We start from the raw sequence: 21,452 nt of genomic DNA on the forward strand, positions 1-21,452 counted from the left end.
GCGAACCCGCCGATGGGACGATTTTTATAGAAGCCGGTCGGATATGCGGACAATGTCGGCAAGTCACGGGCGCGTCATCCTTTTCGTGGAGCCCCCATGACGCACATCCCCGGGCGCGAGGGCGAAGCCGAAGAAGAGGTCGTGGGTGGGCGAAAGGGCAAGGCCCTCGTCCGCGACTACATGACGAAGGCCGTCGTGAGCATGTCGCCAGATGTCACCATCTCGGACGCGATCCCGTTGATCGTGCAACAGGGCCATGTCGGGCTTCCGGTCGCCGATGGACGGAAGTTGATCGGCTTCGTCACACCGAAGGAGATCTTGAGGAACGTGGCCCACCTCGACAAGCGGGTGCGGGACATCATCGCCCCCGGGACAGTGGTCGCCCACCCCGACATGGACCTTGCCGATGCCGCGCGGATACTTTTCCGGGTGGGTGTGAAGGAACTTCCCGTCGTCGACGACGAAGGTTTCCTCGTCGGGATCATCTCGACGACCGACATCATCCGGAGCCACATCGAACGCGTGACGCCCACGAAACTTGAAAAGCTGAAAGAGACGCTCGAAAGCCTTTACAACATCACCATCCGCATCAATCGGCGCGTCGTGGAGATAAACGGCTTCCTGCCGACCCAGAAGAGGATATTCGCCGACGAACTCGAAGGGCGGATGCGCGAACTCAAGCGCGGGTTGGCCGAGCCCATACTTCTCATCTGGAAGAAGCCCCAACCGATCCTCGTCGATGGCCACCACCGTGTGGTCGCCGCGCAGCGGCTCGGGATAAAACGACTCGATGCTTTCATCCTAGAGTTCGACGAGGACATCGAACTGGGTCTTGAAAGGAACGCGCGCTCATCCGGCCTCAATTCGATGGCGGATGTGGAGATCAACGATTTCGGGCAGCACCCGCTGGTCGAGATCACGACACGCTTCCTCAAGGACGAGAAGGAGAACCGGTGACCTCCCTACAACCAAAACGCCTTGTTGCGATAATACGCGGGGTGCTTTCCGGGGTGAAGTTCGCTCCACCGCCGGTGCCTGGCGCGTAGCCGACGGAGGCTTTCGCGGGACCTCCGCATAGGGGCGTGGGGAATCCCGTCAAGCACGTCTTCGAGTCCCCACAAGTCGGTCTCCGCGAAGCGCCAGTCGATGTCGGTCTTTCGAAGATCGAAGACGCCCCACGCGACGAGCGCGCTCTTCTCGTCGACGTACGGCGCGTAGTAGCTGCACGCAAGATGGTAGGCGCTCGCGTAGACGGGTTTTCTCCCGTCGAGGCCAGGGTCTCGGGAGAGGCCGACGGAGCCCCACTTGCCGCCGGTCTTGAAAAGGGCGACGCCGTGGTTGAGATCGTCCTCGGAAAGAAGATCGAGAAGGAGCGGCGCATGGCCTTGTGATTCGAGGATGGCGGCTGCGGCGAGAGCGCCTTCGATGCAATCGGCGTTCCCGTCCCGGACGACGCGGCGAAAGGAGCGCATGGCCTCGGCATCGCCCCCATAATCGTACGAAAGCGTCCGCAGCCACCTCTGGATCTTCAGGGGCGTCGATAGGCGCTTGATGAGCCGCCGCTCCGCGGCGTTGAAGGGGCTGGCCACGCGGGTACTACGGCGCAGGTGACGATAAGCGGAACTAGTCGATTGCGCGTCGAGCGTAGTGGCGGGGACCTTCGGGTCGTAGTGGAGAGTGGCCCGAACCAGGTCCGCGCCGGGGAGAAGAGTACGATTCCGTGGGACGCCGTTTGGCCGCGGTTGTTGCCGGCTCATAGGCGGGAAATCCGCGCATGTCGAGCCATCGCCGCGGGGCCAGCTCTTCTCGAATCGGATTGGCGTATTGCCAGCCCCCGCCCGTCCAGGGCGTCGGTCTTGGCGTCCCACGAGAATTTCAGATTCCAGAAACGTTTTCTATTTCCGTCACTTCTCCGGATATCACGCTCCCGCTCCGTTGCAAGTACATGTTCTGCTTGCGAATGAATAAACCTTTCCGCTTCTTTCCGGGGAACACCGACAAAGTGTTCATTTGTGGCTTGCGGAAATCGTATGCCGAACACGAGAGGCCATGTTTCCTTCCTTCGGACGCGATGAATAGAAATAAGGGAAGCACGTAGCGCGGTCCGCGCGATGCGACAGCGGGGAAGGACAAGATCCGCCCGCCAGGGAATGTAGGCCAAGGCCCGAACCCGAAACCGGCGCGACGCGCGATGTGAAAGAATGTCGAAAAGCTTCTACTCGTACATAGGCGAACTCTGGCACAAACCCCGCGCCGGAACGCTACGCGCATTGACCTTCGAACGCCTCGTCGAATGGCGAAGACAGCCCGTCGTCACCCGTGTCGAGCGGCCGACAAGGCTCGACCGGGCGCGGGCCCTCGGTTACAAGGCGAAGCAGGGCTACGTGATGGTGCGCACCCGTGTGCGCCGCGGCTCGCTCAGGAAGAAACGCCACCAGCGCGGCAGGAAACCCTCGAACGCCGGTGTCTTGAAGATCACGATGGGGAAATCCATCCAAAGGATCGCCGAGGAGCGGGTCTCGCGCAAGTACCCGAACCTCGAGGTCCTCAACTCGTATTGGGTCGGAGAGGACGGGCGCCACAAGTTCTACGAGGTCATACTCGTGGACCCACAGCACCCCGTCATCATCAACGACCCAAAGATCAACTGGATCTGCGACCCCTCGAGCCACAACCGCGTATTGCGGGGAAAGACGTCGGCCGGCCAGAAGGGCAGGGGCCTACGCGTTCGCGGCAAGGGCGGCGAGCACGTGCGGCCGTCCATCCGGGCGACGGGAAAAGGCAAGTAACGGGACATCCGGGGGGCAGCGCGCCCCCCTCGATCATTTTCTCCATGCAAGCCTTCCACCATTTCACCATCCGGACCTTTTGCCACGCGACGGAGAGCATGGCCTCGGTGAGGACGGCGCTTTCCGCGCTCGCGGGAGACGAGGAACCGTCGGTGACGACAATGGAGGGACACCACGGGAACCCCATAGTCCAATTGGAGGTCCGCCTCGAACACACGGCGCAAGTAAGACCGTTCTGGACGAGGCTTCTCTCCGACGAGGCTGTACGCGAAAAACTCGCGGCGGAGGTCGAGAGGCGCCTCGACGATTCACTCAATTTCTACGTCCGCTTCGACAAGCAGACCGCCTTCGCAGGGCGTTTGGTGCTCGGCGACGGCGACGACACCATCCAATGCCGGGGCAAGGTCAAGGTGTACCCGGCCCATCGGGAGGACGCGGAACGTCTCCTCAAAGCGGCCCTCGCCGGCGATTAATCCACCAAATCAGTTAATAACCAGTTTCTCCTTGGAATAGTGAGGATCTACAGTTGGCCGAAGAAGCCGCTCTGCCGAAGAAGAAAGGGTTCTTGCCGAAGTTCGGCGGGTCGAAGGCCGGCGCCTCACCTGTCGCTTCGAAGCCCAAGAAGAGCCTGCTTCCGGCATTCGGGAAAAAGAGGGCTACCGCCGACACACCGCCCGCCGAGACGGAAGAAGTCGAGTTCATGGAACTTGACGCCGAAAGGCCCGAGGTGCAGGGAGACGCAACGAGAGAAGCAGGCCCGTCGCCCTCCGACGCGCCCGAACCCCTAGGGGAGACACCGGCCGTCACCGGGGAATCGTTGATCGACGAGGCCGATGAGACGGCGGATAGAGAGATCACCATAGAACTCCCGGAAGGGGAGGAAACGCAGGGACAGGACCCCATCGAAGAGCCAGCGCCTCCCCGGCGCGCGATGCAGTTTCCGAAGATCCACTTCGGCGGCGCCAAGGGGAAGAAAGTGCGCGAAGAGGCTATCGTGGCAAGTGAATCGGACGCTCCGCCGGTCGAGAGGAAAGCGAAGCAGCCCCGTCGGCTCCCGTCATTGAAGCCTAAACTCGGGTTCGGCAAGAAGGGACCGGCTTCCTCATCGGATGAACCCCGCACGATGGTGATACCCGGAGAGCCCCGGCGCGAGGACGCAGAGACACCCGGCACGTCCTCGGGTGCCGTCCCGGCCAACAAGAAGATGGAGCTTCCATCGATGAAGCTCCCGTTCAAGTTGGGCAAGAAAAAAGAAGCCGCGCCGACGCCCGAGCCCGCGGCACCCTCGCCCGGACCGATCACCCAGCCGCCGGACGCGTCTACCGACGATCAGACCGAGGCCCCCAAGGACCAGGCCGGATCCATGACGGTCGTCGAGGAGACAAAGACCCTCGATACTCCCGAAGTCGCGGCTGAAAGCACGGCCGCCGCGACGGTGGAACCCACGATGTCGGTCCTTGAGACATCCATTGAGAGCGTCGATGAGCCGCCACCGCGGCCGAGACGCACCTACGATTACGAGGCGATACACACTCGGATAGACGAGATCCTCAAGGTCCGGGAGTACCACGGGTTGCCGCCGGGCGTTCCCAAGGACGCCCCCGCGCCGGCGAATGACAGGCAACAGGCCAAGTCACCGGTGCCATCGGGTCCGCCCCCGTCGTTTTCCAAACGGAACGCCACGGCCGGGAAAGGCCGGTCGTCGAGCGAACCCGTCGACGATCGGGTCGACCGTGTCCTTAGGGAAAAGGGGAAGCTTCCCTCCAAGAGGCAGGGTCACTGACGGGCGCGCGCCGCGGTCCCGTTCACGCGGCCGCCTTCGGACTCCGAAGCCGATCCAGGATGATCTTGGCATCTTCGCTTTCGCGCAGTATCCTATCACGGATGTTGCGGGCCTGCCGAAGGGCCGCCTCGTCCCGGTAGAAGCGCGCGCCCCGCAGCTTCTTCGACCCGGGGATGTGATCCACGTAGACGGCGTACTTGTCGTCGTAGATCCCCATATCATGCAACAGGTCCGGCGTGAGATTGTGCGCGAGGGCGATCTTCACGTTGATACCGCCTTCCAATTGAGCCCTTATGAGCTCCTGCGCTTCCGGCGTTATCTCCTTGATGTCGTCGAGGATGAAGACCCGCGTGACCTCGACGCCGCGTTTCGTCGCCGCGAAATTCTCCTGGAGGTACTCCTTCCCGCCGCCTGAGAACCAGAAATCGGATAGTGCTACGAACACGGTCCCGAAGACGCTGGTCCTGCTCTCCGCGAAATTGCGCTTCACATGGCCATAGACGTCTTTGGCGGCGGCCTCCAACTGCCCCTCCTCGAGGCGCGTCACTTCCGCGGCGCAGTTGTTTATCGCGTCTCGGGCCCTGTCGAGGAAGAATTGGTCGCCGCTACGGGCGACGTCCGAATAGCCGGAGATGATGCGAGGCATCGTCGTGAGGAGGAAATTGTCCTTCATGGATTCGCGCTGGAGACCGACCGCTACGCCTAGGTCCTCCTTCGCCGCGACGAGCTGGAACCGGAGTTCCACGATCATGATTATGGTGGCGGTCGCGAGCGAGACTATGAATGATGAGATCGTGTCCCTCGTGACTACCCATGCGATGACGCCGAAAATGACGGCGCCCAGCACGTCGATGACGAGGAACTTGAAGAACTCCGTGTTCTCGACGGCTCGGGCGAAGTTTCGGTCAGAGACCAAGGGCAGGGCTCCGGCTCACGCCTTTTCCAAGTGCCTTTGGATCCTCTCGAAGGTCTGCTGGATGCCTTCCTTGCTCGTGTTGAGGACGACGCACTTCGCGGCGCGCATCTCGTCGCGGAAGAATTTCTCCTGCCGCGCGTGGTCGGGTTTGAGGAGGTATGGGTTGTACCACGGCTCGTAACCGTAGGTCCCCCACTTCTCCTTCGGGCCCGCGCCCGGACGGATCATCGTCTTCCCCTCTTGGAGGATCTTGATTGCCTGGTCGGGCGTCGCTTCGAGTTCGGCGGGCGATTCATGATCGCGTCGAAGTAGCACTATGAGGCGCATGTTCGCGCTGTCGCCGACCTTGTCAGGGCCCTTCATCCACTCGCGCGGAAGCATCGCCCGGGAGTTTCCGAATCCCCAGTAGCACTTGTCGTCGCCGAGGTCCTTGATCGCGCATTTCTCGCCCTTTTCGTGGTGGCACTTCGACGCATCGGTGAGGACGTTCTCAAGTTTGCACCGGTCGAATATGGGCCTCAGCCACTCCTCTTCGCGGGCGTTCTCCGTTCGCACGTAGAGACGGCGCTCGGGTTGGTTCACGACGAATGTCGGTTTCTTGATGTCGTCCACGTTCACGGGGTGACGGATGTAGATCCAGTCGTCGCCCACGACCTTGCCCTTCTCGTGCTGGAAGAGCTTGTTCACCTGGGTCGTCTTCCCGGTCCCAGTCGGGGCGATGATGACGACGCCCTTGCCGTCGATCTCCGCGCACGCGCCGTGGATGGAGTGCGTGTTGAAATTCTCCTCCAGGATCTTGGCTGCGATGCCGAGCGCCCACGATTTGCACTGGCCGTAGTACTCCGTGTTCACGAACACGGCGAAGTTACGGTCGGGGCAGTAGTATGCGTGCGCAGCCATGTTCGGCACGCCGCCGACGCTCACGATGAACGCGTGCGGCTGTATGCTCCCATCCCTCGGGCCCGGCGTCCAGTTATCCACCCAGAAGTCGTGCTGGTGGAAACTGTTAGTAATGAGTCTCACAATGATGCCGTTGATGTTCGCGTCCCACTCGTACCGGCTGTCGTGCCTGAGCATCGGCATGACGCGGTCGAGAAGCGCGTCGAGTTCTTTGGGGCTCAGGTTCTTCGTCGAATCGACGCGGCCCTGACTCGCGGTCACGAAATTGTTGAGGCCGCCCGTGCGATCGAACGATCCGGTGGACACTTCGACGGATTTCTTCATCTGCAGGTTCTCCCTCATGGAATCACCAACGAGTGAGGCCCCTAGGGGGTTGGGGTTAAAAAGCGTATTGTGCGCTGGAAGGGCACATGGCGCGCTGTGGCGCATAGTCCACTTGGATTCCCTACGGCGCGCGCCGGTGGACTATGTCAGTGTCGTCGGATCCTATCGAATCCGCGGCGCGCCTTCCTCGGCAAGACTTTTGTGCCTTACCTACTATTGTCGCTCGGCGGTCTTGGCGCGTGGGGAGGATACGATCCGTTTCCGTGGGAATGAACGCGCTCTCGACGGCTGCTTCGCATTTTGTGGGCTTCGCCGAGCACGTGGGACCGACACTCATACTGTACGCGCTCGTCGCCTCCACCATGGATCCCGGTCTTGGCAGCGCGCGGCCATGGAACCCAGCGGGTGCCGCCGCTTCGGGCACCGTCGACTCCGACCCGGACGCTCAGCTTACGATAGTCGATCTGGCATTCGTTTTGATAAAGGCGTGTCTTCTCTTCTTTGCGGCCATCATGGCCACCGCCTACGCGTTGGCCATCAGAAGGGGCGAGCATCCATCGGTCAAGGAAACCCTCGCGTTCGTCGGCCCCCGGCTCTCCAAGGCACGTGAAGCATGCGGGACGTTGGTCGCCCTCAACCTCTTTGTCGATTTCATTCCGACCTTCGTTTCAGGACTATCGGGCGGAGCGGCGTTCATCGCCGGCTTCGCCCTCTTCTTGGTCACGGTGTACCTGGGCGTGCGTTGGATGCTCGCGGATGCCGTCATCTTGTCCGAAGACGCGTCAGGAAACCGCGCAATACCCAGAAGCCAACAACTCATGCGCGGAAGTTGGTGGAGTGTTTTCTTGGCCATGGGTTTGGTCAGCATTCCTTCCATCGTGTTTGCAGCGCTCCTATCATCGCCGAACGGTTTGTTGCCGCAACTCATCAGCGCCTTTGTCCCGGCAATGGCGATCTACCCGGCGGCGGGCGTGCTGACAGTCTCCGTATACTCGGCATTGGTAGCGGAGGCGCCTCAAACCCATGAACGACGCCACGAATCGGTAAGATCGGACCCGCCGGCGGCGGCCCCTGGTGCGTGGCCAGTGCGGCCCGCCCCGGAGACGTCGTCCAAGACGTCGTATCGCGACCGTTTCAGGATAGAACGCGAACTCGGTGCCGGCGGGTCGGGGAAGGCGTTTCTCGCCCGCGACGTGGCGCTCGATCGCCTCGTCGTGCTGAAACAGCCTGTGGTGGGTTGGCTTTCCGCCTCGGACGCCGTGAACTCTCGGTTCATGCGCGAGGCAAGGCTTGCCGCCCGCGTCCAGCACCCGAACGTCGTCGCCGTCCATGAGATAATCACGGAAGAAGAGCCCCCCGTGCTCTTGATGGAGTACGTCCAGGGAGGAAGTCTTGACGACGTCTTGGAGACCCGCAACCGGCTCACGCCGGAGGAATCCGTCCGCATCGTGGCGGATGTCCTCGCCGGACTCGGCGCTATCCACGCGGCCGGAATCGTCCACCGTGATCTCAAGCCGGCGAACATCCTTCTCACGCCGAACGGTGTCGCAAAAGTCTCCGATTTTGGCATCGCCCGGATAGAAGCGAGCGGCCAGGGCTCAACGGTGACAGCCGGCACGATGGCGTTCTCGGGCACCATCCTATACATGAGCCCGGAACAGGCCCGGGGCGATCCCGTGGACGCCCGGACGGATATCTACGCGGTGGGTGCCATCCTGTACCGGGCCCTAACAGGCGACCACTATCTCGCCCTCGAAGGGCAGTCGGATTTCAAGGCGCGCCAGTTGATACAGGAAGCGCTGCCAAGACTCCCCGCGGACGGCATCCCTTGGCAGTACGAGGGCGTCATCAGGACGGCGCTTGCAAAGTCGCCGGGAGAACGGTTCCAGACCGCTGCGGCCATGCGCGAGGCGCTGATGGCGGCGGCCAAAGGCTGATGCCGTGTGCTGGCGCGGTTTGAGGGGACGGTCCGGGGAAGCGTCGACCAACGGTTAAGTAATGGGCAATCGATTGGGGAAACGTGGCCGACGACCTGACGCTCTTCGTGGGGTTCTACGTCCTGTCGGCGATTCTCCTGACGGCGTACGTTGTCTTGACCGTCCGCAAGGATTGGACGCAAACGTCTGGAGGCGCGGGCTCAGCCATCATGAGCGGCGCTCCGGCGGTGACTCCTCCGGAACATCTCGACCTCATAGATCGTCGGGTCCTCGACGAGAACGGCAACGAGGTGGGTGAGACCGTGAAGATCGACGGCGAGATGATCATCATCGAGAAAGCAGACAAGGTTTGGGCGGTTTCAGCGGGGGCATTGAAGCATGAGGGTGACGACCTCGTCCCGTTGAACACGATCGATTGGGTGGGCGCCGCAGCGCGCGGCGAGGAGTGGCGGGGAAGTCAGGCGCACAAGGATGTGAAGTTCGACGACGATGATGCGCCCATCCACGAGGATGACCGCTGACCATCATTCCGTGTAACCTTTTTCCCTTGCGAACACTTCGAGTACCCTGACTTCCTTTCCCGCGACGACATAAACGACGCGATAGCGGCCCGCGCGTAGGCGGTTCTTTGGTGGTTTTGTCGCTTGCAACCGCTTGACATCGACACCGGGGCGCGATGTCAACGGGTCGTCGGCGAGTTGGACGAGAGCCTTGCGGATGTTTCGTTGCACGATTGCGGGCAGCCGACCAAACTGTTTTTCGAAGGTTCGCGACACGAGGACGCGGTACATCAAAGGTCCTCGAGAGGGATGAATTCGTCCTCTTCGAGGATCTTGTTCCAACGGGCGTCAAGCTTTTTCCAACCCGCGTCCTGGATGAGGCGGCGGATGATGTCGTCGTACGACTCTCCTTTGGAGCCGAATCTTTTCAGCATGTCGCGCGTCGTGGGCTTCACCGAGATCGTCGTGTCCATGGACCCCATGGATTCCATGGCTTTCATGGCCCATAAGGGTGTCGGCCATGGGACAAGTCATGTCGTGGCCAGGTCGCCGAAACTGGCGGACGGTGTCAAGTCGGCGGTACGCATGCCCGAATCCTATGATCCTGTCTTCCATGTGTCGTCCAATGCGCCGGTCATGTGTATCCAATGGCGGGGATCCGACGATTCATGATGCGGGACCGTGCTAATTCCACTCGCAAGTTCCCTCTGTCGATTGAAAGGGCAATCGAAAATCAAATTCCGCGCCTAGTCTCGGGTGCACGGTGAAGTTGAAGCTGTAATTCCCAGGGTGGAAACGATGAAAAACCTGGAATACTCCGTACCTTTCCTGGCTTGGCTCCAGCCGCACGTACGCTAGGCCATATTTGGACACGGCGCTTCCCGCGTCGATTACGGGTTCGGGCGAACGAGAAAGTGCTAACGATTCGTTGTACCACGGGCCCAGCGACATCGTCACTTGTTCGGGAACCGCCGGTCCGCGAAGTTCAACCGTTTGCCCACCAGCCCCCGACGTTTCCCGTAACGTGACCCAGAAAGTATTCACCGAACAGCCTTGAAGGACGAGCGGTGACGTGGCGTTCACCAGCAGAAGTTCAGCAGAGATTTCGAACGATGGAAGGGTATCTCCGCCTACCTGCACCGCGGCCACGTCCAACGTCACTTTCGATGCGTTAATCCAGCCGGTGCCGCGCCCTTCAACATATAGGTCACCCGACACTGGTTGATCACGGAGACTCCAACCGTCTTTAGCCCCCCAGGTGGAAATCGTCGAAAACGTCGACAAGAACGCGTAGTCCGTGGCGACCTTAAGATCGCCATCCAGCCACACCAGCCCTTGGACGGTCTCTACCATCGCCGTCCCAATATCTCCGGTCGAATTCAGTCGAACACGGTCGATTTCTGTTGGTTCCAAGAGCCTGAACTTGAAGACATTCGGATTCCGGGCGCCGTCGCTATAAGCCGAGGAACTGAACCCGTTTTCGGATGTGCGGAATTGGACTTGTGCGCCTTCGAGAATCAGTTCAAAACCAAAGGCCCAGGTATGGTCTACGTCGGACGAGAGGTTCGAGTTGACGAAGCTGGTTCGCACGCCATCGGGGCCGACGAACGTACCCGTCGCGCCCACGAAAACGACGTGTGGCTCATAATGCCTGGGGCGTACATGGCCGAGCGGGTGGCGCAAAAAAGAAACCGACTCCCCCTGGGCCTCAATTGTGCCGTCGACAGAGACTGCGCATCTTACCTCTCCACGAAATGTCATGGGATGAGGCGCACGTAGCCCGGATGACACAGTTACGAGAATTCGTTGGGCCGACCCATCGCCCGAATCACACCCCGGCAGGACGGCCGTCAAGCAGCCCGCCCCCGTCGCCAGCAGGAGCCACGAAACAACGGCGCATACCTTGGCGGTCACGAGGAATCGATCATTGGCAGGCATGATAGAGGTTTGCGTTCGTCCAGGTGCGGCGAAGCGTGCATCTTTAATGCTCCCCGACCCCATGTCGCCGCATCCATGAAGAAGGAAATGACCTCCTTCGACGTCGCCGCCGTGGCGCTCGAACTCGATGCCTTGAACGGCGCATGGTTCGACAAGGCCTACCAGACGACGTCGGAGATAATCCTCCGTATGAGGGGACAAGGCAAGAAAGACATCGTCATCCAGCCGGGCAAAGCGATTTTCTTTTCGGCGACAGACCGGGAGATGCCGACCGAACCGTCACGTTTCGCCGCGACCATACGGTCACATCTATCGGGCTCGCGCCTTTCGGGCGCGTCGCAGCGCGGCTTCGACCGAGTCATCGAATTGAGTTTCACGAAGGGCGATGACCGGTACCGCGTCGTTGCCGAGCTGTTCCGGGACGGAAACGTCGTCCTCGTGAAAGGCGACATCATCATCCAGCCACTGTCCACGCGTTCATGGGCGGCGCGCGAGATCCGTTCCGGGGAGAAGTACGAATTCCCGCCCCCACGGTTCAACCTCCTCACTGCGAAGCGCGAGGAGATCATGATCCGTTTGGACGCGTCGAAACATGACGTCGTGCGCGCCGCCGCGCTCGATCTCAATCTCGGCGGACTGTACGGTGAAGAGATCTGCAAGCGGGCGGGTATTACGAAGGGGATGGCAGTGTCGGAACTCTCCCCCGAAGAGCGGTCGCGTTTCGTCGACGCCCTGTTAGAGATCCTTAGTCGACTAAAGACCTCAGACTTGAGCCCACACACCTACCACAAGGACGGCCGCATCGTGGAAGTCGCCCCATTGGACCTCATGGTCCACGCACAATTCGAGAAAGAACCCGTGACGTCGCTCTCGGCGGCGCTTGAGAAGATATTTGAGCCGAAACCGGAGCTCGACCCACGAGAGCTTGAGCTGAAGGCGGAAAAGGAGCGGTTAGAACGACAGATCAGGATCACGGAGGAGTCGGTCCTCGGGTTCAAACGCGAGGGTGTCGAGGCGAGAGAGTCTGGAGACCTTTTCTTCGCGAACTATGAGCTTGTCGAGGCGCTTTTGAAAAGACTCAAGCAAGGGACGCGCGACGTGGGCTGGCGGGAGTATGAGGCGGTGCTCGCCAAACAGCGCGAGGACGGGGATGCCCTCGCGACCCAAATCGGGGCACTCGACGGCTCGACCGGGAGTGCCTTCCTCCTTCTCCCGGATCCGTCTGGTAGATCCGTCAAGGTGAAAGTCGACGTCTCGAAGACGTTGGCGGAGAATTCGCAGGACTATTACGCCAAGGCAAAGACGATGAAGGAGAAGGAAGCGGGCGCACAGGTGCCGCTTTCCGAGGCGAAGGCGGCTCTTTCGAAGCTGGAGAAACAGGGCATCAAACTCGCCGACTCCATCGCACGAAAAAAAGGAAGACCGAAGCCCACGAAGAAACTCTGGTTCGACACGTACAAGTGGTTCGTCTCAAGCGACGGGAACCTCGTGTTGGCGGGGCGCGACGCTGGTTCGAACGAGAAGCTCGTCAAGAAGCACCTCGTCGAGGGGGATCGGTACGCGCATGCGGACGTTCAAGGCGCTTCGTCCGTCGTCGTCAAGAGGAAGGATGGCGAGGATTCGGTCCCGGAACCGACGCTCGCCGAGGCATGCCGATTCGCCGCCATCAATTCAAAGGCATGGGCACAGCGCGTCGGTTCGACGGATGCTTATTGGGTGACGCCCGAGCAGGTGTCGAAGACGCCGGCCCCTGGGGAATACGTGGGACGCGGTGCGTTCATCATCCGTGGAAAACGGAATTACGTCCAATGCCCGATGAAGTGCGCGATCGGTGAAGTGGAAGTGGAGGGGACCCGCAAAGTCATGGGCGGTCCCGTCTCCGCCGTCGCTTTCCGGTCGACGAAGTACGTCGTAATGGAACCGGGCGAGGAGAACCTCGGAAAGCTTGCGTCGGAACTCGGCGACGTCTTCAATGTCCCCGTCGAGGAGGTCCAAGCGGCGCTTCCACCCGGTCCCGTGCGCATCGTGGAACGTGTGGGGTTGGAGCGCGGCGCAGACGACGAGAACGATAAGCGCGGCGAGGCCGACGATGAAGGCCACGAGGATGGCGAGGACGAACGTGCGGCACGGCGCGGCGACGACGGGAAGAGGAAGGGTGGCGACGGCCACGTGGGCATCGATCCTGGGGCGGATGAATGAAGGTCATCCATCAGGACGCTAGGAATGAAGAACTCAAGGTCAAGGTCGACAGCCTCGACGACCTTTGGCACCTATTCCAGATAATCGAGAAAGGCGACCATGTGAAGATGCTCACCTTCAGGCGTATCGAGCTCACGGCGGATGAGAGTGCTCGCGCCGAGAGGGCGGAGAAGAAGCGCATGCTCTTGACCCTCACGGCCGAGACCGTGGAGTTCCACGAATTCGCCAACCGCCTACGTGTCACTGGGGCCATCGTCGAAGGCCCGCAGGATCACGGCGCCTTCCACACGTTCAACGTGGAGGAGAACGACGAAATCACCATCGTGAAGCCCGCGGGCTGGAAGGAGCATCAGCTCATGCGCGTGAAAGAGGCGGTGACAAGCGCGAAACGCCCGTCCGTCGTGTTCCTCGCGATGGAGGATGGGGAGGCGACGCTCGCCGTCATGCGCCAGTACGGGGTCCGCGAAGTGAACAGCCTCTCGGGCCGCGTCGGCGGCAAGCAGCACCCCGGGCGCGAGGCTGAGAAGGAGAAGTTCTTCCTCGAAGTCCTCCAATGGGTGCGAGACCTCAAATCGCCGGAGACACCGCTCATCCTCATCGGGCCCGGTTTCGCGAAAGAGGAATTCATGAAGTTCGGCAAGGAAAAAGAGCCCGCCCTCTTCTCCGGCGCGATCATCGAGAACACCGGCCACGCCGGCATGACCGGTGTACAGGAGTCGATAAAGCGCGGCGTGGTCGCTCGTGTCCAGAAGGACAATCGCGTCGCGTTTGAAACGCAACTTGTGGAAAAGCTCCTCGAAGCGATCGCCGTCGCAGGACCCGCCGCCTACGGGGAGGCCGAGACGCGTATCGCGCTTCAAGCGGGAGCGGTTGAAACACTCCTCATATCGGACAAGTTCGTGAGAGAGCACCAAGGCGAAGGACTCATGCTACTCGCGAAACAGTCGGGAGCGGACGTGAAGATCATCAGCAGCGAACACGAGAGCGGGAGGAAGTTCGGGAGCTTGGGAGGATGCGGGGCTTTCTTGAGGTACAGGTTGCAGGGACGCGCAGAATCGTGATCGTTTGCATCGAGACCGGTGAGAGCGCAGTTCCCATGGCTGGCTCGTTGGCCACCATCGACCACCATAAATAGTAGGATGTTCATCCTAATAGTAGGACATGCATCCTATTACATGGTCTGAGGCGCTTCTCGGCACCCGAGCCAAAGTGCGGATACTTCGGCTCCTTGCAAGCGATATCGCGACCGCGAGGACCGGCGGTGAGATAGCGCGCGCTTTGGACATGAGCCCGAACACGGTGAATCTGGCGCTGAAGGCGTTGCGCGATGAAGGCATCTTGGAGTTCCGGCGGCTTGGAGGCGCCAACGCGATCCGCATGCGCTCCGACCTCACCGTGACTAAAACGCTTGTCGCATTCTTCGACGGTGAGCGCGAGACCCTGCGCTCAGTTTCGCGCTGCGTTGCCGAGGCCCTGCCCAAAGGCGTGGTCTGCTATCTCTTCGGGAGCACCGCGCGATCAGACGCCAAACGCCAGAGTGACATCGACCTCCTGATCGTGGCCCAGACGCAAGGTGAAGCGGACGAGGCGATGCACCGTGTGCGCGAGGCGGTTTCGAAGATCATTCCCTCCAAGATCGATATCATAGCCCTCGGTGCCAGGGAGGCAAAGGAAAAGAGCCGTTCATCGCTCCTTGAGAACGTGCGTCGCGAAGGACGAAGGCTCTCTCACGCCGATCTGGAGGACCTCTTCTGAACCCGAGAGCGGGCGGCCGCACCCGCTCCGAAGGCCGCCACCACGCCATCACGTACTGGAAAAAGGGCGCTCGCTTCGCCCGTGGCGCGCGACAATGCCTCGAATCGGGCGAGTACGACCCAGCGGCATCGAACGCCATCAATGCCGTCGTGAACATGACCGATGCCGTATGTGTGCACTACCTCGGCGTCCGTAGCGCCAGCGAGAGCCATCACGAAGCATTGACGCTCCTCGCGACCGTCACCGAGATGGACGTGAAAGCGCGGGACGGAATCGCCCGCCATCTTGAGAATCTCCTCGGGATGAAAAGCCTCTCACAATACGAGGCGAGACTCCTCACAAGAACCGAGGCTGAGCGGGCCGTGGAGCAGATGGAAAGGGCGAGCGCGGCGATCAAAGGACTCGCGGAAAGACTCGGATGGGCCGTCGTGGATTGACGACGGACTCAGGGGCCGGCCGAGGGGGTTCGCTGAGGTGAGCCACGGGTCGAATAGAGTGCTCCCGTTTTCCCATAAAACTTGGTCTGAGAGGTCCCCATGTCCCCTTCACCCCCATCTCCCTGTTTCCCCCCGCGAGAGGTCATGTAGTCGCCGCTCCAAGGTTGGTGCGTGGTCTCGCGGCGGTTCTTCGTCCTGTGGTTCCCGATGTTTTCGGTCCTGGCCCTGCTGTTTTCCACGTTTGTCGCCGCCGCACAACCGGAAGACAGCAGGGCCGGCGACCCGATCTCGATCCTGTCGCAGGAGTCTTATGTCGTCAGTTTCGTGAAGGAGACTCGTGTCATCAAGCTCAATGGTCACCTCAATGGGGGCGAGTCCCGCGATGTCCCGTTCCGGATCGACGAGAACAACGTCACTCGCGTGGACTTCCTCCTCACTTGGGGCGAGACGGACGACGAGCTAGGCGTCACTGCGCTCGACACTTTCCGTCTCCAGCCGGTGATGGCCGATGGCCGCATGATGGAGGCGCGTGAATCCCACGACGGGTTGATCTTCAGGAACAGTCCCACGATGTCTCGCGTCCCTGACGACTTCGAGACTGATTCAGAAGGCGCGGCATTTGAAGCGGAGCTCAAGGCTCGTTCGTCGACGGTGGGGTCAGGCACGTGGAAGGCCCGATTGACGCTCGTTGCCACCGGAAGCTCCGACAACACGGTCGACAAGGGGAACGATTGGAGCCTCACGGTGACGGTCCACCATTACAGGGCGTCCGTCATGCGTAGCGTCCATCTCTCGGGCCCGGCGGGGGCGGTGGATCCAGGTTTCCCGTGGCCTCTAGCGTCGATGGGGTTGCTGGTCACGTTCCTTTCCGTGGGGACCGTGAGCAGGCTCCGTTCGAGAAAATGACTTGAGGATCGCCGGCGTAGGATTTACTGCCACGTTGGGAGTCATCTTCTTAGGTATCGGCGTTGCCACGTGTCAGCACCGATTCATGGGGGCTCCCCTTCGGCCGCTACATTGAGGTTCAACTTGTACGCTCCGAGCATCAAGAGTCCTATTCCGCTCGTGAGCGCCATCACGGCGCCCGCGTAGAGGGGATCCACGCGCAAAGCGAGCAACGACGCTGCGGTGGCCAGGTTCCCTTTCGCATACCAACTCCGCCCCGCGTCGGGAGCGCTTCTGTCGACACCGATGAGGAACCCCGCGACGATCGCGGTGGGGATGGCACCGAATGTCTGGAAGCCCACGGCGTATCCGAGGAGGATGAAGGCGAGGCCGGCGGTCGTTCCCGCAATGAGCCCCATCTTGACGGAGGAGGGGCGTCTCATTTGGGGCCGTCCTTGGCGGCCGAGCTCGAGGCCGAAAGAGAGAAGTGTCGCGACGATGAAGGCCGGTGCCCAAAGGAAGGGAAGTGGAAAGGGGTCGGGGCCGGTCACAGTCGACAGCGCGTATGAGAGGTGGATGAGTGAAAGTGCCATGCCCCAGACGATGTAGGTCCACGCGCGCGTAGACTCCCGAGCGACCGTTTTTTCCCCAAGATGGTCCGCCGTCGTCTCCAAGGGTCCCTTCTCCGATCGACCGATGCGCCCACATGTACGTCCCGGATCGGGCGCGATGGGAGGCTTGATTCGCCCACCCGTCCCCGAAGAAACCCCAAATAGCCTATAAGCATTCTAGCGAGACGTGAGAGACGAGGAATCCGGGGATCCCAGATCGCCCGCGAATGGCGACGACGCCGAGAATGGGCCGGGCCCCGGTTGGCGCGACGCATCGCAACGACGCCTCTCAAGCTTCGGCGCCAAGGAAGAGCGCTCACCAGAGTTCTTCACCGTCACCGGCCTCAACCAACGCCTGAAGGAACTCGTGGAGAAGGCACCGCATCTACGCGACATCTGGGTCAAGGGCGAGATATCGAACTTCAGACTCTACCCGAGCGGTCACGCGTACTTCACGTTGAAAGACACGTCTTCGCAGGTGCCGGCCGTGATGTGGCGCGGCCAGGTCCGTTCCTTGAAGTTCGACCCCAAGGACGGCCAATCCGTGCTCGTTCGGGGCGCCGTGGTCGTGTACGAGAGCGGCGGCAAGTACCAGGTGAACGTCATCGAGATGCGGCCCGAGGGGCTCGGTGAGCTTTTCCTCCGATTCAAGCAGTTGCACGCGAAGTTGGAGGCGGAGGGGCTCTTCGCCCAGGAGAGGAAAAAACCGTTGCCGGAGATTCCCGCGACGGTCGGCATCGTCACGGCGAAGAAGGGCGCCGCCATACAGGACATGTTGAAGACCATCTCGAAGCGGCGGCCGCAGACGCAGGTGATCCTCAAATCCGTGCGCGTACAGGGCGAGGGCGCCGCGAGGGAAGTCGCGGACGCGATCCGGTTATTCAATGAAAAGCGACCCGTGGACGTGCTCATCGTGGGCCGTGGCGGTGGATCCATCGAGGACCTTTGGGCGTTCAACGAGGAGATCGTCGCGAGGGCGATCGCGGCCTCCAGTATCCCCGTGATCTCGGCCGTCGGTCACGAGAGCGATTTCACGATCGCGGATTTCGTCGCGGACGTGCGGGCGCCGACGCCTACGGGTGCGGCGCAATTGGCCGTTCCGGACAACGTCGAGCTCCTCCGTCGGACACGGGGCGCCGAGCTCCATCTTTCACGGGCACTCTCGAAGGCGATCGGCGTCTCCCGGGAGCGGCTCGACGGGCTTCTCATGCGTCCGGTGCTTCGCAATCCCGAACGCATCATCATGGAGGCCAGGCAACGCGTGGACGAGTTCTGGGGGCGGCTCTCGTATTCGGGACGTGTGCGTCACGAGGTCGCAGCGGGTCGTCTCGCGAAGGCGAGCGGTGTGCTTGAATCGCTCTCGCCGTTGAAGACCCTGGCGCGCGGTTACGCTCTTGCGTTCGACGGACGCGGCGCGGCCGTAGCTAGCATCGCGGGTGTGGCGGAAGGGGAACCGCTCACCGTCCGCGTGAAGGATGGGGAGATCGCGACGAAGGTGACGAAGAAGAGGCGTTTGGCATGAAGAAAAGCGAAGTGACGTTCGAGGAAGCGATCAAGCGCTTGGAGGCGATTGTGGACGAGTTGGAGGCCGGTGAACTCACGCTCGAACAGTCGTTGTCCAAGTACGAGGAGGGCGTCTCGATGGCGAAGGCCTGCCGTCTGCGCCTCGACGAGGCGGAGACGAGGTTGAAGGAACTCTTGGACAACGGCGATGTCGTGGACGCGGAAGGCGTCGAGCGATAGGGCCCAAGATGACTTGCGCGGGGGCCGCCTCCCGGAAGGCTGCAGAAAGACGGTTGTGGGTCCGTCTCCCACTACGTAGTCTTGGAGGCTTGAAGCGTTAGGTGGAAGCCCCCGTCGCAAGATGGTACACGAGTGGCCGGCATGATGTTTATCGGTATGTCAGCGACCCAATCCGGGTTGCAACGTGGTGGTTGCGAGGCGCCGTCACGGTGTCGGAACGGTTTCATTGTGCTGGTCTCACGCGTCGACCCGGCTCTCATCGTTGGGGATGCGGCGTCTTGACGGCGGACACCTTTAAGCTCAAGGATGAGCCTGCCGAACGCATGTCTTCGAAGACCAGCGTCTTCCTGAACGTCATTGACATAGATCGATCCATCCGTTTCTATGAAGGCCTCGGGTTCACGACGGTGAAGAAGCATCCGAGCCGCAATGGGAAGTACACGGCCTATGCGGATCTCGAGCTCGACGGCGCGGAACTCTCCCTCGGCCACATACCGTCAAACGACGAGAGGTCCTTCCGCGAGTGGGTGGCGACCCCGCTCGGGGCCGGCGTCGTCGTTTACTTCTCCGTCCCGGACGCCGAGAAGCATCACCACCTCGCGAAGAAGATCGGGGCGACCATCGAGGCGCCGCTGGAGAAACGGTCGTACGGGACGGCGTTCACCATGAACGATCCCGACGGGTACACCATCACGTTTCTCCAGGAATGAGACCGCATCCGACGGCGTCGTCACTTGGCGCTACGCGGCCGCGTGGTCAGGATGATAGCCCTCGCGAAATCTTCTGCGCTCGCGTAGCGGCCTTGGGGGTCGGGTTCCAAGGCGCGCTTAAGTGTCGCCTGCCATTCTTCTGGAACGTTCCCGTTCGGGGGCACGGCGCCGGATAAGGCTTCCCAAAGGGTGACGGCCGCGGAATAGACGTCGCTACGTGCATCGACGTTCTCCCCCGCGGCCTGCTCCGGGCTCATGTACTTGAGTGTTCCCGGTTGGGTATCGCCGGCGAGGCGGGTCCCCTCGGAGCGGCGGGTGACCGTCCCGAAGTCGAGCAACACCGCATTACCCTCGGGCGTCAGCATCACGTTGTCGGGTTTGACGTCGCGGTGGAAGATCCCGTGCCTGTGGAGGGCGTCGAGTCCGGCGAGAAGATCCGTTCCCAGTCGCGTCGTCTCCGCCGACGTGAGCCGCCCTCGTTTGAACCGCGTCCGCAGCGTCTCCCCCTTCACGTATCCAAGGACGAGGATATGGCCTGACGGCGTCCTCTCAAGCCCCTTGAAGGCGACGAGGTTCGGGTGTTCCACCGTGAGAAGCGTCTCGGCCTCGCGACGGAACCGTTCGAGCGCCTCCGGGTCGCTACGCCATTCGGCGAGTAGCTCCTTCACGACGACGTGCTCGCCGGAGACGCGGTCGAAGGCGGTGAACGTCCGACCGAAGGCACCGGCTCCGAGGAACTGTTGGATCTCGAACCTGCCGAGGAAAGTCGCCCCCTCGATGATGGTGCTCGACTGGCCGCGGTCCGCCGCGGCCCGCTCCATCTCGACCAATGCCCGGATATTCTTCGCTTGTCTCTCGGAGACGCCGAGCCGTAAACGAAGGTCCTCTAGCTCCGCGTCGTCCTTCCCGAGTTCCACATGCGCCCTGTAGATGGTCTGTTTTCTCCACCCGACTTCCGAAGCGCCGGAAGGGGAGCTCCGGTGGAGCGCCGAATACACGGCACCACAGACGGCGACCACCGCGACGCTGCCAAGAAGCGACGTCTCCAATGTGGCACCCTGGATGTCGGAGAGGAGGACGGCGATGAGCGCTACCGCGAGCGCGAGGATGGCCAACTGGAACGCGCCGCCAAGATTCCTTGCCGCCCCTTCCGGCATGTCGAGAAGATCGTATCGCCGTATCGCGGAAGCGAGCACTGGCACGAAGAGGAACCAGCGGCCCGAGTAGAGGAGCGTGAATGCGGCTTCCTGGAACGGGGGCACGAGGAACAATGCCCAGGCACCCATCACGACCACGAGCAACTCGCCGAGCGAGCGCGTCGTCTCCTCGAAGTGCAGCCGGTTGGCCGGCAATACGCGCGATCTCGCGAAGCCCCAAGCAACCAGCGCGACGACCACGAGTCCGCCGATGAGGAACGGGATGGAATTCGCTTCCGGGAGGCGGGCGGTGGTGGCAGGCGTTCCCGAGAAATCCACGGTCAAGAGCGGGATGCGGGGGAGGACGACCACACCGAACGCGACGACGAGAGCGCCAAGACGGTCGCGCTGCAAGGTACGACGCTCCCAGAGGTAGGATGAGACGAGGAGGACGAAGGCCCCGATATAATACGCACCGAGTTCCATGGTGTAGAGCCAACGCCAATCCCACGCCGCCATGTAGGCGGAGGACGGCGGAAGAAGCGCGAAAAGGCCGAGCATCGCCACGGGGAACGCGAATATCGCCGCCGCCTCCTTCGTCTTGTAGCCGCCGGGGCGTAGCGCCAGAGCGAACAGAAGCAGCATCGGCGGGTCGATGAAGACCGGGACCAAGCCTGCGAAGCGGATGAGGTCTGCCGTCGGCTTGTCGAAGAACGGCGTATGGGCCGCGCCGTCGAGAAGGTAGTTCACCCCAACCAATCCCAAGTAGAGACCGAGAGGTGTGCGGCCCGCGCGATCCGGGCTCTTTCTCAACACCATTGCACCGAGGATCACCAGGAAGCCGCCGAGCGCGACGTTCGCAGCGAAACCCAGCCCGGGGATTGCCAAA

At 61.7% G+C, this 21,452-nt stretch carries 22 protein-coding genes; 14 read left to right on the forward strand and 8 right to left on the reverse strand.

The genetic code is table 11. The features are described from left to right. Nucleotides 1-96 precede the first annotated feature (96 nt). The gene (locus HY556_08440; protein MBI4393804.1) at nucleotides 97-957 is read left to right on the forward strand and encodes a CBS domain-containing protein; all 861 of its coding nucleotides are present in this window, start codon (nucleotides 97-99) and stop codon (nucleotides 955-957) included. Nucleotides 958-962: 5 nt separating this feature from the next. Here the strand turns inward: HY556_08440 and HY556_08445 are convergent, their stop codons facing one another. Next, nucleotides 963-1,589, reverse strand: a complete 627-nt coding sequence (locus HY556_08445) for a hypothetical protein (GenBank protein MBI4393805.1) — start codon at nucleotides 1,587-1,589, stop codon at nucleotides 963-965. A 612-nt stretch (nucleotides 1,590-2,201) separates the two neighbouring features. Between HY556_08445 and HY556_08450 the strand changes: the two genes are divergently transcribed. The 3 genes from HY556_08450 to HY556_08460 are packed head-to-tail and all read left to right on the forward strand — an operon-like array spanning nucleotide 2,202 to nucleotide 4,572. Beyond that, the gene (locus HY556_08450) at nucleotides 2,202-2,789 is read left to right on the forward strand and encodes a 50S ribosomal protein L15e (GenBank protein MBI4393806.1); all 588 of its coding nucleotides are present in this window, start codon (nucleotides 2,202-2,204) and stop codon (nucleotides 2,787-2,789) included. Nucleotides 2,790-2,833: 44 nt separating this feature from the next. After that, a complete protein-coding gene (locus HY556_08455) occupies nucleotides 2,834-3,262 on the forward strand; it encodes a hypothetical protein (GenBank protein ID MBI4393807.1) in 429 nt (142 codons plus the stop codon). A 53-nt stretch (nucleotides 3,263-3,315) separates the two neighbouring features. Next, the gene (locus HY556_08460; GenBank protein ID MBI4393808.1) at nucleotides 3,316-4,572 is read left to right on the forward strand and encodes a hypothetical protein; all 1,257 of its coding nucleotides are present in this window, start codon (nucleotides 3,316-3,318) and stop codon (nucleotides 4,570-4,572) included. 22 nt (nucleotides 4,573-4,594) lie between these two features. On the opposite strand, the gene HY556_08465 is transcribed toward HY556_08460, so the two are convergent. Together HY556_08465 and HY556_08470 are read right to left on the reverse strand one after the other, a co-directional pair. Continuing rightward, the gene (locus HY556_08465; protein ID MBI4393809.1) at nucleotides 4,595-5,488 is read right to left on the reverse strand and encodes a hypothetical protein; all 894 of its coding nucleotides are present in this window, start codon (nucleotides 5,486-5,488) and stop codon (nucleotides 4,595-4,597) included. Nucleotides 5,489-5,503: 15 nt separating this feature from the next. Then, on the reverse strand, nucleotides 5,504-6,730 hold the full coding sequence (locus HY556_08470; protein ID MBI4393810.1) for a hypothetical protein: 1,227 nt from the start codon (nucleotides 6,728-6,730) through the stop codon (nucleotides 5,504-5,506). Between the two features lie 221 nt (nucleotides 6,731-6,951). On the opposite strand from HY556_08470, the gene HY556_08475 reads away from it, so the two are divergent. After that, complete coding sequence (locus HY556_08475; protein MBI4393811.1) at nucleotides 6,952-8,649, forward strand: protein kinase; 1,698 nt, start codon at nucleotides 6,952-6,954, stop codon at nucleotides 8,647-8,649. An 83-nt stretch (nucleotides 8,650-8,732) separates the two neighbouring features. Continuing rightward, nucleotides 8,733-9,170, forward strand: a complete 438-nt coding sequence (locus HY556_08480; protein ID MBI4393812.1) for a hypothetical protein — start codon at nucleotides 8,733-8,735, stop codon at nucleotides 9,168-9,170. A 3-nt stretch (nucleotides 9,171-9,173) separates the two neighbouring features. Here the strand turns inward: HY556_08480 and HY556_08485 are convergent, their stop codons facing one another. From HY556_08485 to HY556_08495, 3 genes are all read right to left on the reverse strand, one after another. Beyond that, nucleotides 9,174-9,380 (reverse strand): type II toxin-antitoxin system RelE/ParE family toxin, encoded by a 207-nt coding sequence (locus HY556_08485; protein ID MBI4393813.1) that lies wholly within the window; start codon nucleotides 9,378-9,380, stop codon nucleotides 9,174-9,176. Nucleotides 9,381-9,439: 59 nt separating this feature from the next. Further along, the gene (locus HY556_08490) at nucleotides 9,440-9,649 is read right to left on the reverse strand and encodes a hypothetical protein (protein MBI4393814.1); all 210 of its coding nucleotides are present in this window, start codon (nucleotides 9,647-9,649) and stop codon (nucleotides 9,440-9,442) included. A gap of 184 nt (nucleotides 9,650-9,833) precedes the next feature. Beyond that, nucleotides 9,834-10,775, reverse strand: a complete 942-nt coding sequence (locus HY556_08495) for a hypothetical protein (GenBank protein MBI4393815.1) — start codon at nucleotides 10,773-10,775, stop codon at nucleotides 9,834-9,836. A gap of 387 nt (nucleotides 10,776-11,162) precedes the next feature. Between HY556_08495 and HY556_08500 the strand changes: the two genes are divergently transcribed. From HY556_08500 to HY556_08520, 5 genes are all read left to right on the forward strand, one after another. Next, on the forward strand, nucleotides 11,163-13,286 hold the full coding sequence (locus tag HY556_08500; protein ID MBI4393816.1) for an NFACT family protein: 2,124 nt from the start codon (nucleotides 11,163-11,165) through the stop codon (nucleotides 13,284-13,286). Further along, nucleotides 13,283-14,347: an mRNA surveillance protein pelota gene (locus tag HY556_08505; GenBank protein MBI4393817.1), complete on the forward strand. Its 1,065-nt coding sequence runs from the start codon at nucleotides 13,283-13,285 to the stop codon at nucleotides 14,345-14,347. The genes HY556_08500 and HY556_08505 overlap by 4 nt, the downstream gene beginning before the upstream one ends. Before the next feature lie 100 nt (nucleotides 14,348-14,447). Further along, entirely contained in the window at nucleotides 14,448-15,041 is a 594-nt protein-coding gene (locus HY556_08510) for a nucleotidyltransferase domain-containing protein (protein ID MBI4393818.1), read from the forward strand. Continuing rightward, nucleotides 15,038-15,478, forward strand: a complete 441-nt coding sequence (locus HY556_08515; protein MBI4393819.1) for a HEPN domain-containing protein — start codon at nucleotides 15,038-15,040, stop codon at nucleotides 15,476-15,478. Before HY556_08510 ends, HY556_08515 begins: the two co-directional genes overlap by 4 nt. Nucleotides 15,479-15,649: 171 nt before the next feature. Continuing rightward, a complete protein-coding gene (locus HY556_08520) occupies nucleotides 15,650-16,384 on the forward strand; it encodes a hypothetical protein (protein ID MBI4393820.1) in 735 nt (244 codons plus the stop codon). A gap of 83 nt (nucleotides 16,385-16,467) precedes the next feature. On the opposite strand, the gene HY556_08525 is transcribed toward HY556_08520, so the two are convergent. Next, a complete protein-coding gene (locus tag HY556_08525; GenBank protein ID MBI4393821.1) occupies nucleotides 16,468-17,037 on the reverse strand; it encodes a hypothetical protein in 570 nt (189 codons plus the stop codon). Nucleotides 17,038-17,161: 124 nt separating this feature from the next. Between HY556_08525 and xseA the strand changes: the two genes are divergently transcribed. From xseA to HY556_08540, 3 genes are all read left to right on the forward strand, one after another. Then, nucleotides 17,162-18,496 (forward strand): exodeoxyribonuclease VII large subunit, encoded by a 1,335-nt coding sequence (gene xseA, locus HY556_08530; GenBank protein ID MBI4393822.1) that lies wholly within the window; start codon nucleotides 17,162-17,164, stop codon nucleotides 18,494-18,496. Beyond that, the gene (locus HY556_08535) at nucleotides 18,493-18,717 is read left to right on the forward strand and encodes an exodeoxyribonuclease VII small subunit (protein ID MBI4393823.1); all 225 of its coding nucleotides are present in this window, start codon (nucleotides 18,493-18,495) and stop codon (nucleotides 18,715-18,717) included. Before xseA ends, HY556_08535 begins: the two co-directional genes overlap by 4 nt. A 323-nt stretch (nucleotides 18,718-19,040) precedes the next feature. After that, the gene (locus HY556_08540) at nucleotides 19,041-19,427 is read left to right on the forward strand and encodes a VOC family protein (protein ID MBI4393824.1); all 387 of its coding nucleotides are present in this window, start codon (nucleotides 19,041-19,043) and stop codon (nucleotides 19,425-19,427) included. A 20-nt stretch (nucleotides 19,428-19,447) separates the two neighbouring features. Here the strand turns inward: HY556_08540 and HY556_08545 are convergent, their stop codons facing one another. Beyond that, on the reverse strand, nucleotides 19,448-21,451 hold the full coding sequence (locus HY556_08545; protein MBI4393825.1) for a serine/threonine protein kinase: 2,004 nt from the start codon (nucleotides 21,449-21,451) through the stop codon (nucleotides 19,448-19,450). Nucleotide 21,452 lies beyond the last annotated feature (1 nt).

The sequence above is a fragment of the Euryarchaeota archaeon genome, assembly GCA_016207515.1.
Lineage (GTDB): Archaea > Thermoplasmatota > SW-10-69-26 > JACQPN01 > JACQPN01 > JACQPN01.

What these genes read in the sequence shown, in the direction of transcription:
- HY556_08440 (MBI4393804.1), top strand. Translation starts at nt 97, where the DNA reads ATGACGCACATCCCCGGGCGCGAGGGCGAAGCCGAAGAAGAGGTCGTG.
- HY556_08450 (MBI4393806.1), top strand. Translation starts at nt 2,202, where the DNA reads ATGTCGAAAAGCTTCTACTCGTACATAGGCGAACTCTGGCACAAACCC.
- HY556_08455 (MBI4393807.1), top strand. Translation starts at nt 2,834, where the DNA reads ATGCAAGCCTTCCACCATTTCACCATCCGGACCTTTTGCCACGCGACG.
- HY556_08470 (MBI4393810.1), bottom strand. Translation starts at nt 6,730, where the DNA reads ATGAGGGAGAACCTGCAGATGAAGAAATCCGTCGAAGTGTCCACCGGA.
- HY556_08490 (MBI4393814.1), bottom strand. Translation starts at nt 9,649, where the DNA reads ATGAAAGCCATGGAATCCATGGGGTCCATGGACACGACGATCTCGGTG.
- HY556_08500 (MBI4393816.1), top strand. Translation starts at nt 11,163, where the DNA reads ATGAAGAAGGAAATGACCTCCTTCGACGTCGCCGCCGTGGCGCTCGAA.
- HY556_08505 (MBI4393817.1), top strand. Translation starts at nt 13,283, where the DNA reads ATGAAGGTCATCCATCAGGACGCTAGGAATGAAGAACTCAAGGTCAAG.
- HY556_08510 (MBI4393818.1), top strand. Translation starts at nt 14,448, where the DNA reads ATGCATCCTATTACATGGTCTGAGGCGCTTCTCGGCACCCGAGCCAAA.
- HY556_08535 (MBI4393823.1), top strand. Translation starts at nt 18,493, where the DNA reads ATGAAGAAAAGCGAAGTGACGTTCGAGGAAGCGATCAAGCGCTTGGAG.
- HY556_08540 (MBI4393824.1), top strand. Translation starts at nt 19,041, where the DNA reads ATGTCTTCGAAGACCAGCGTCTTCCTGAACGTCATTGACATAGATCGA.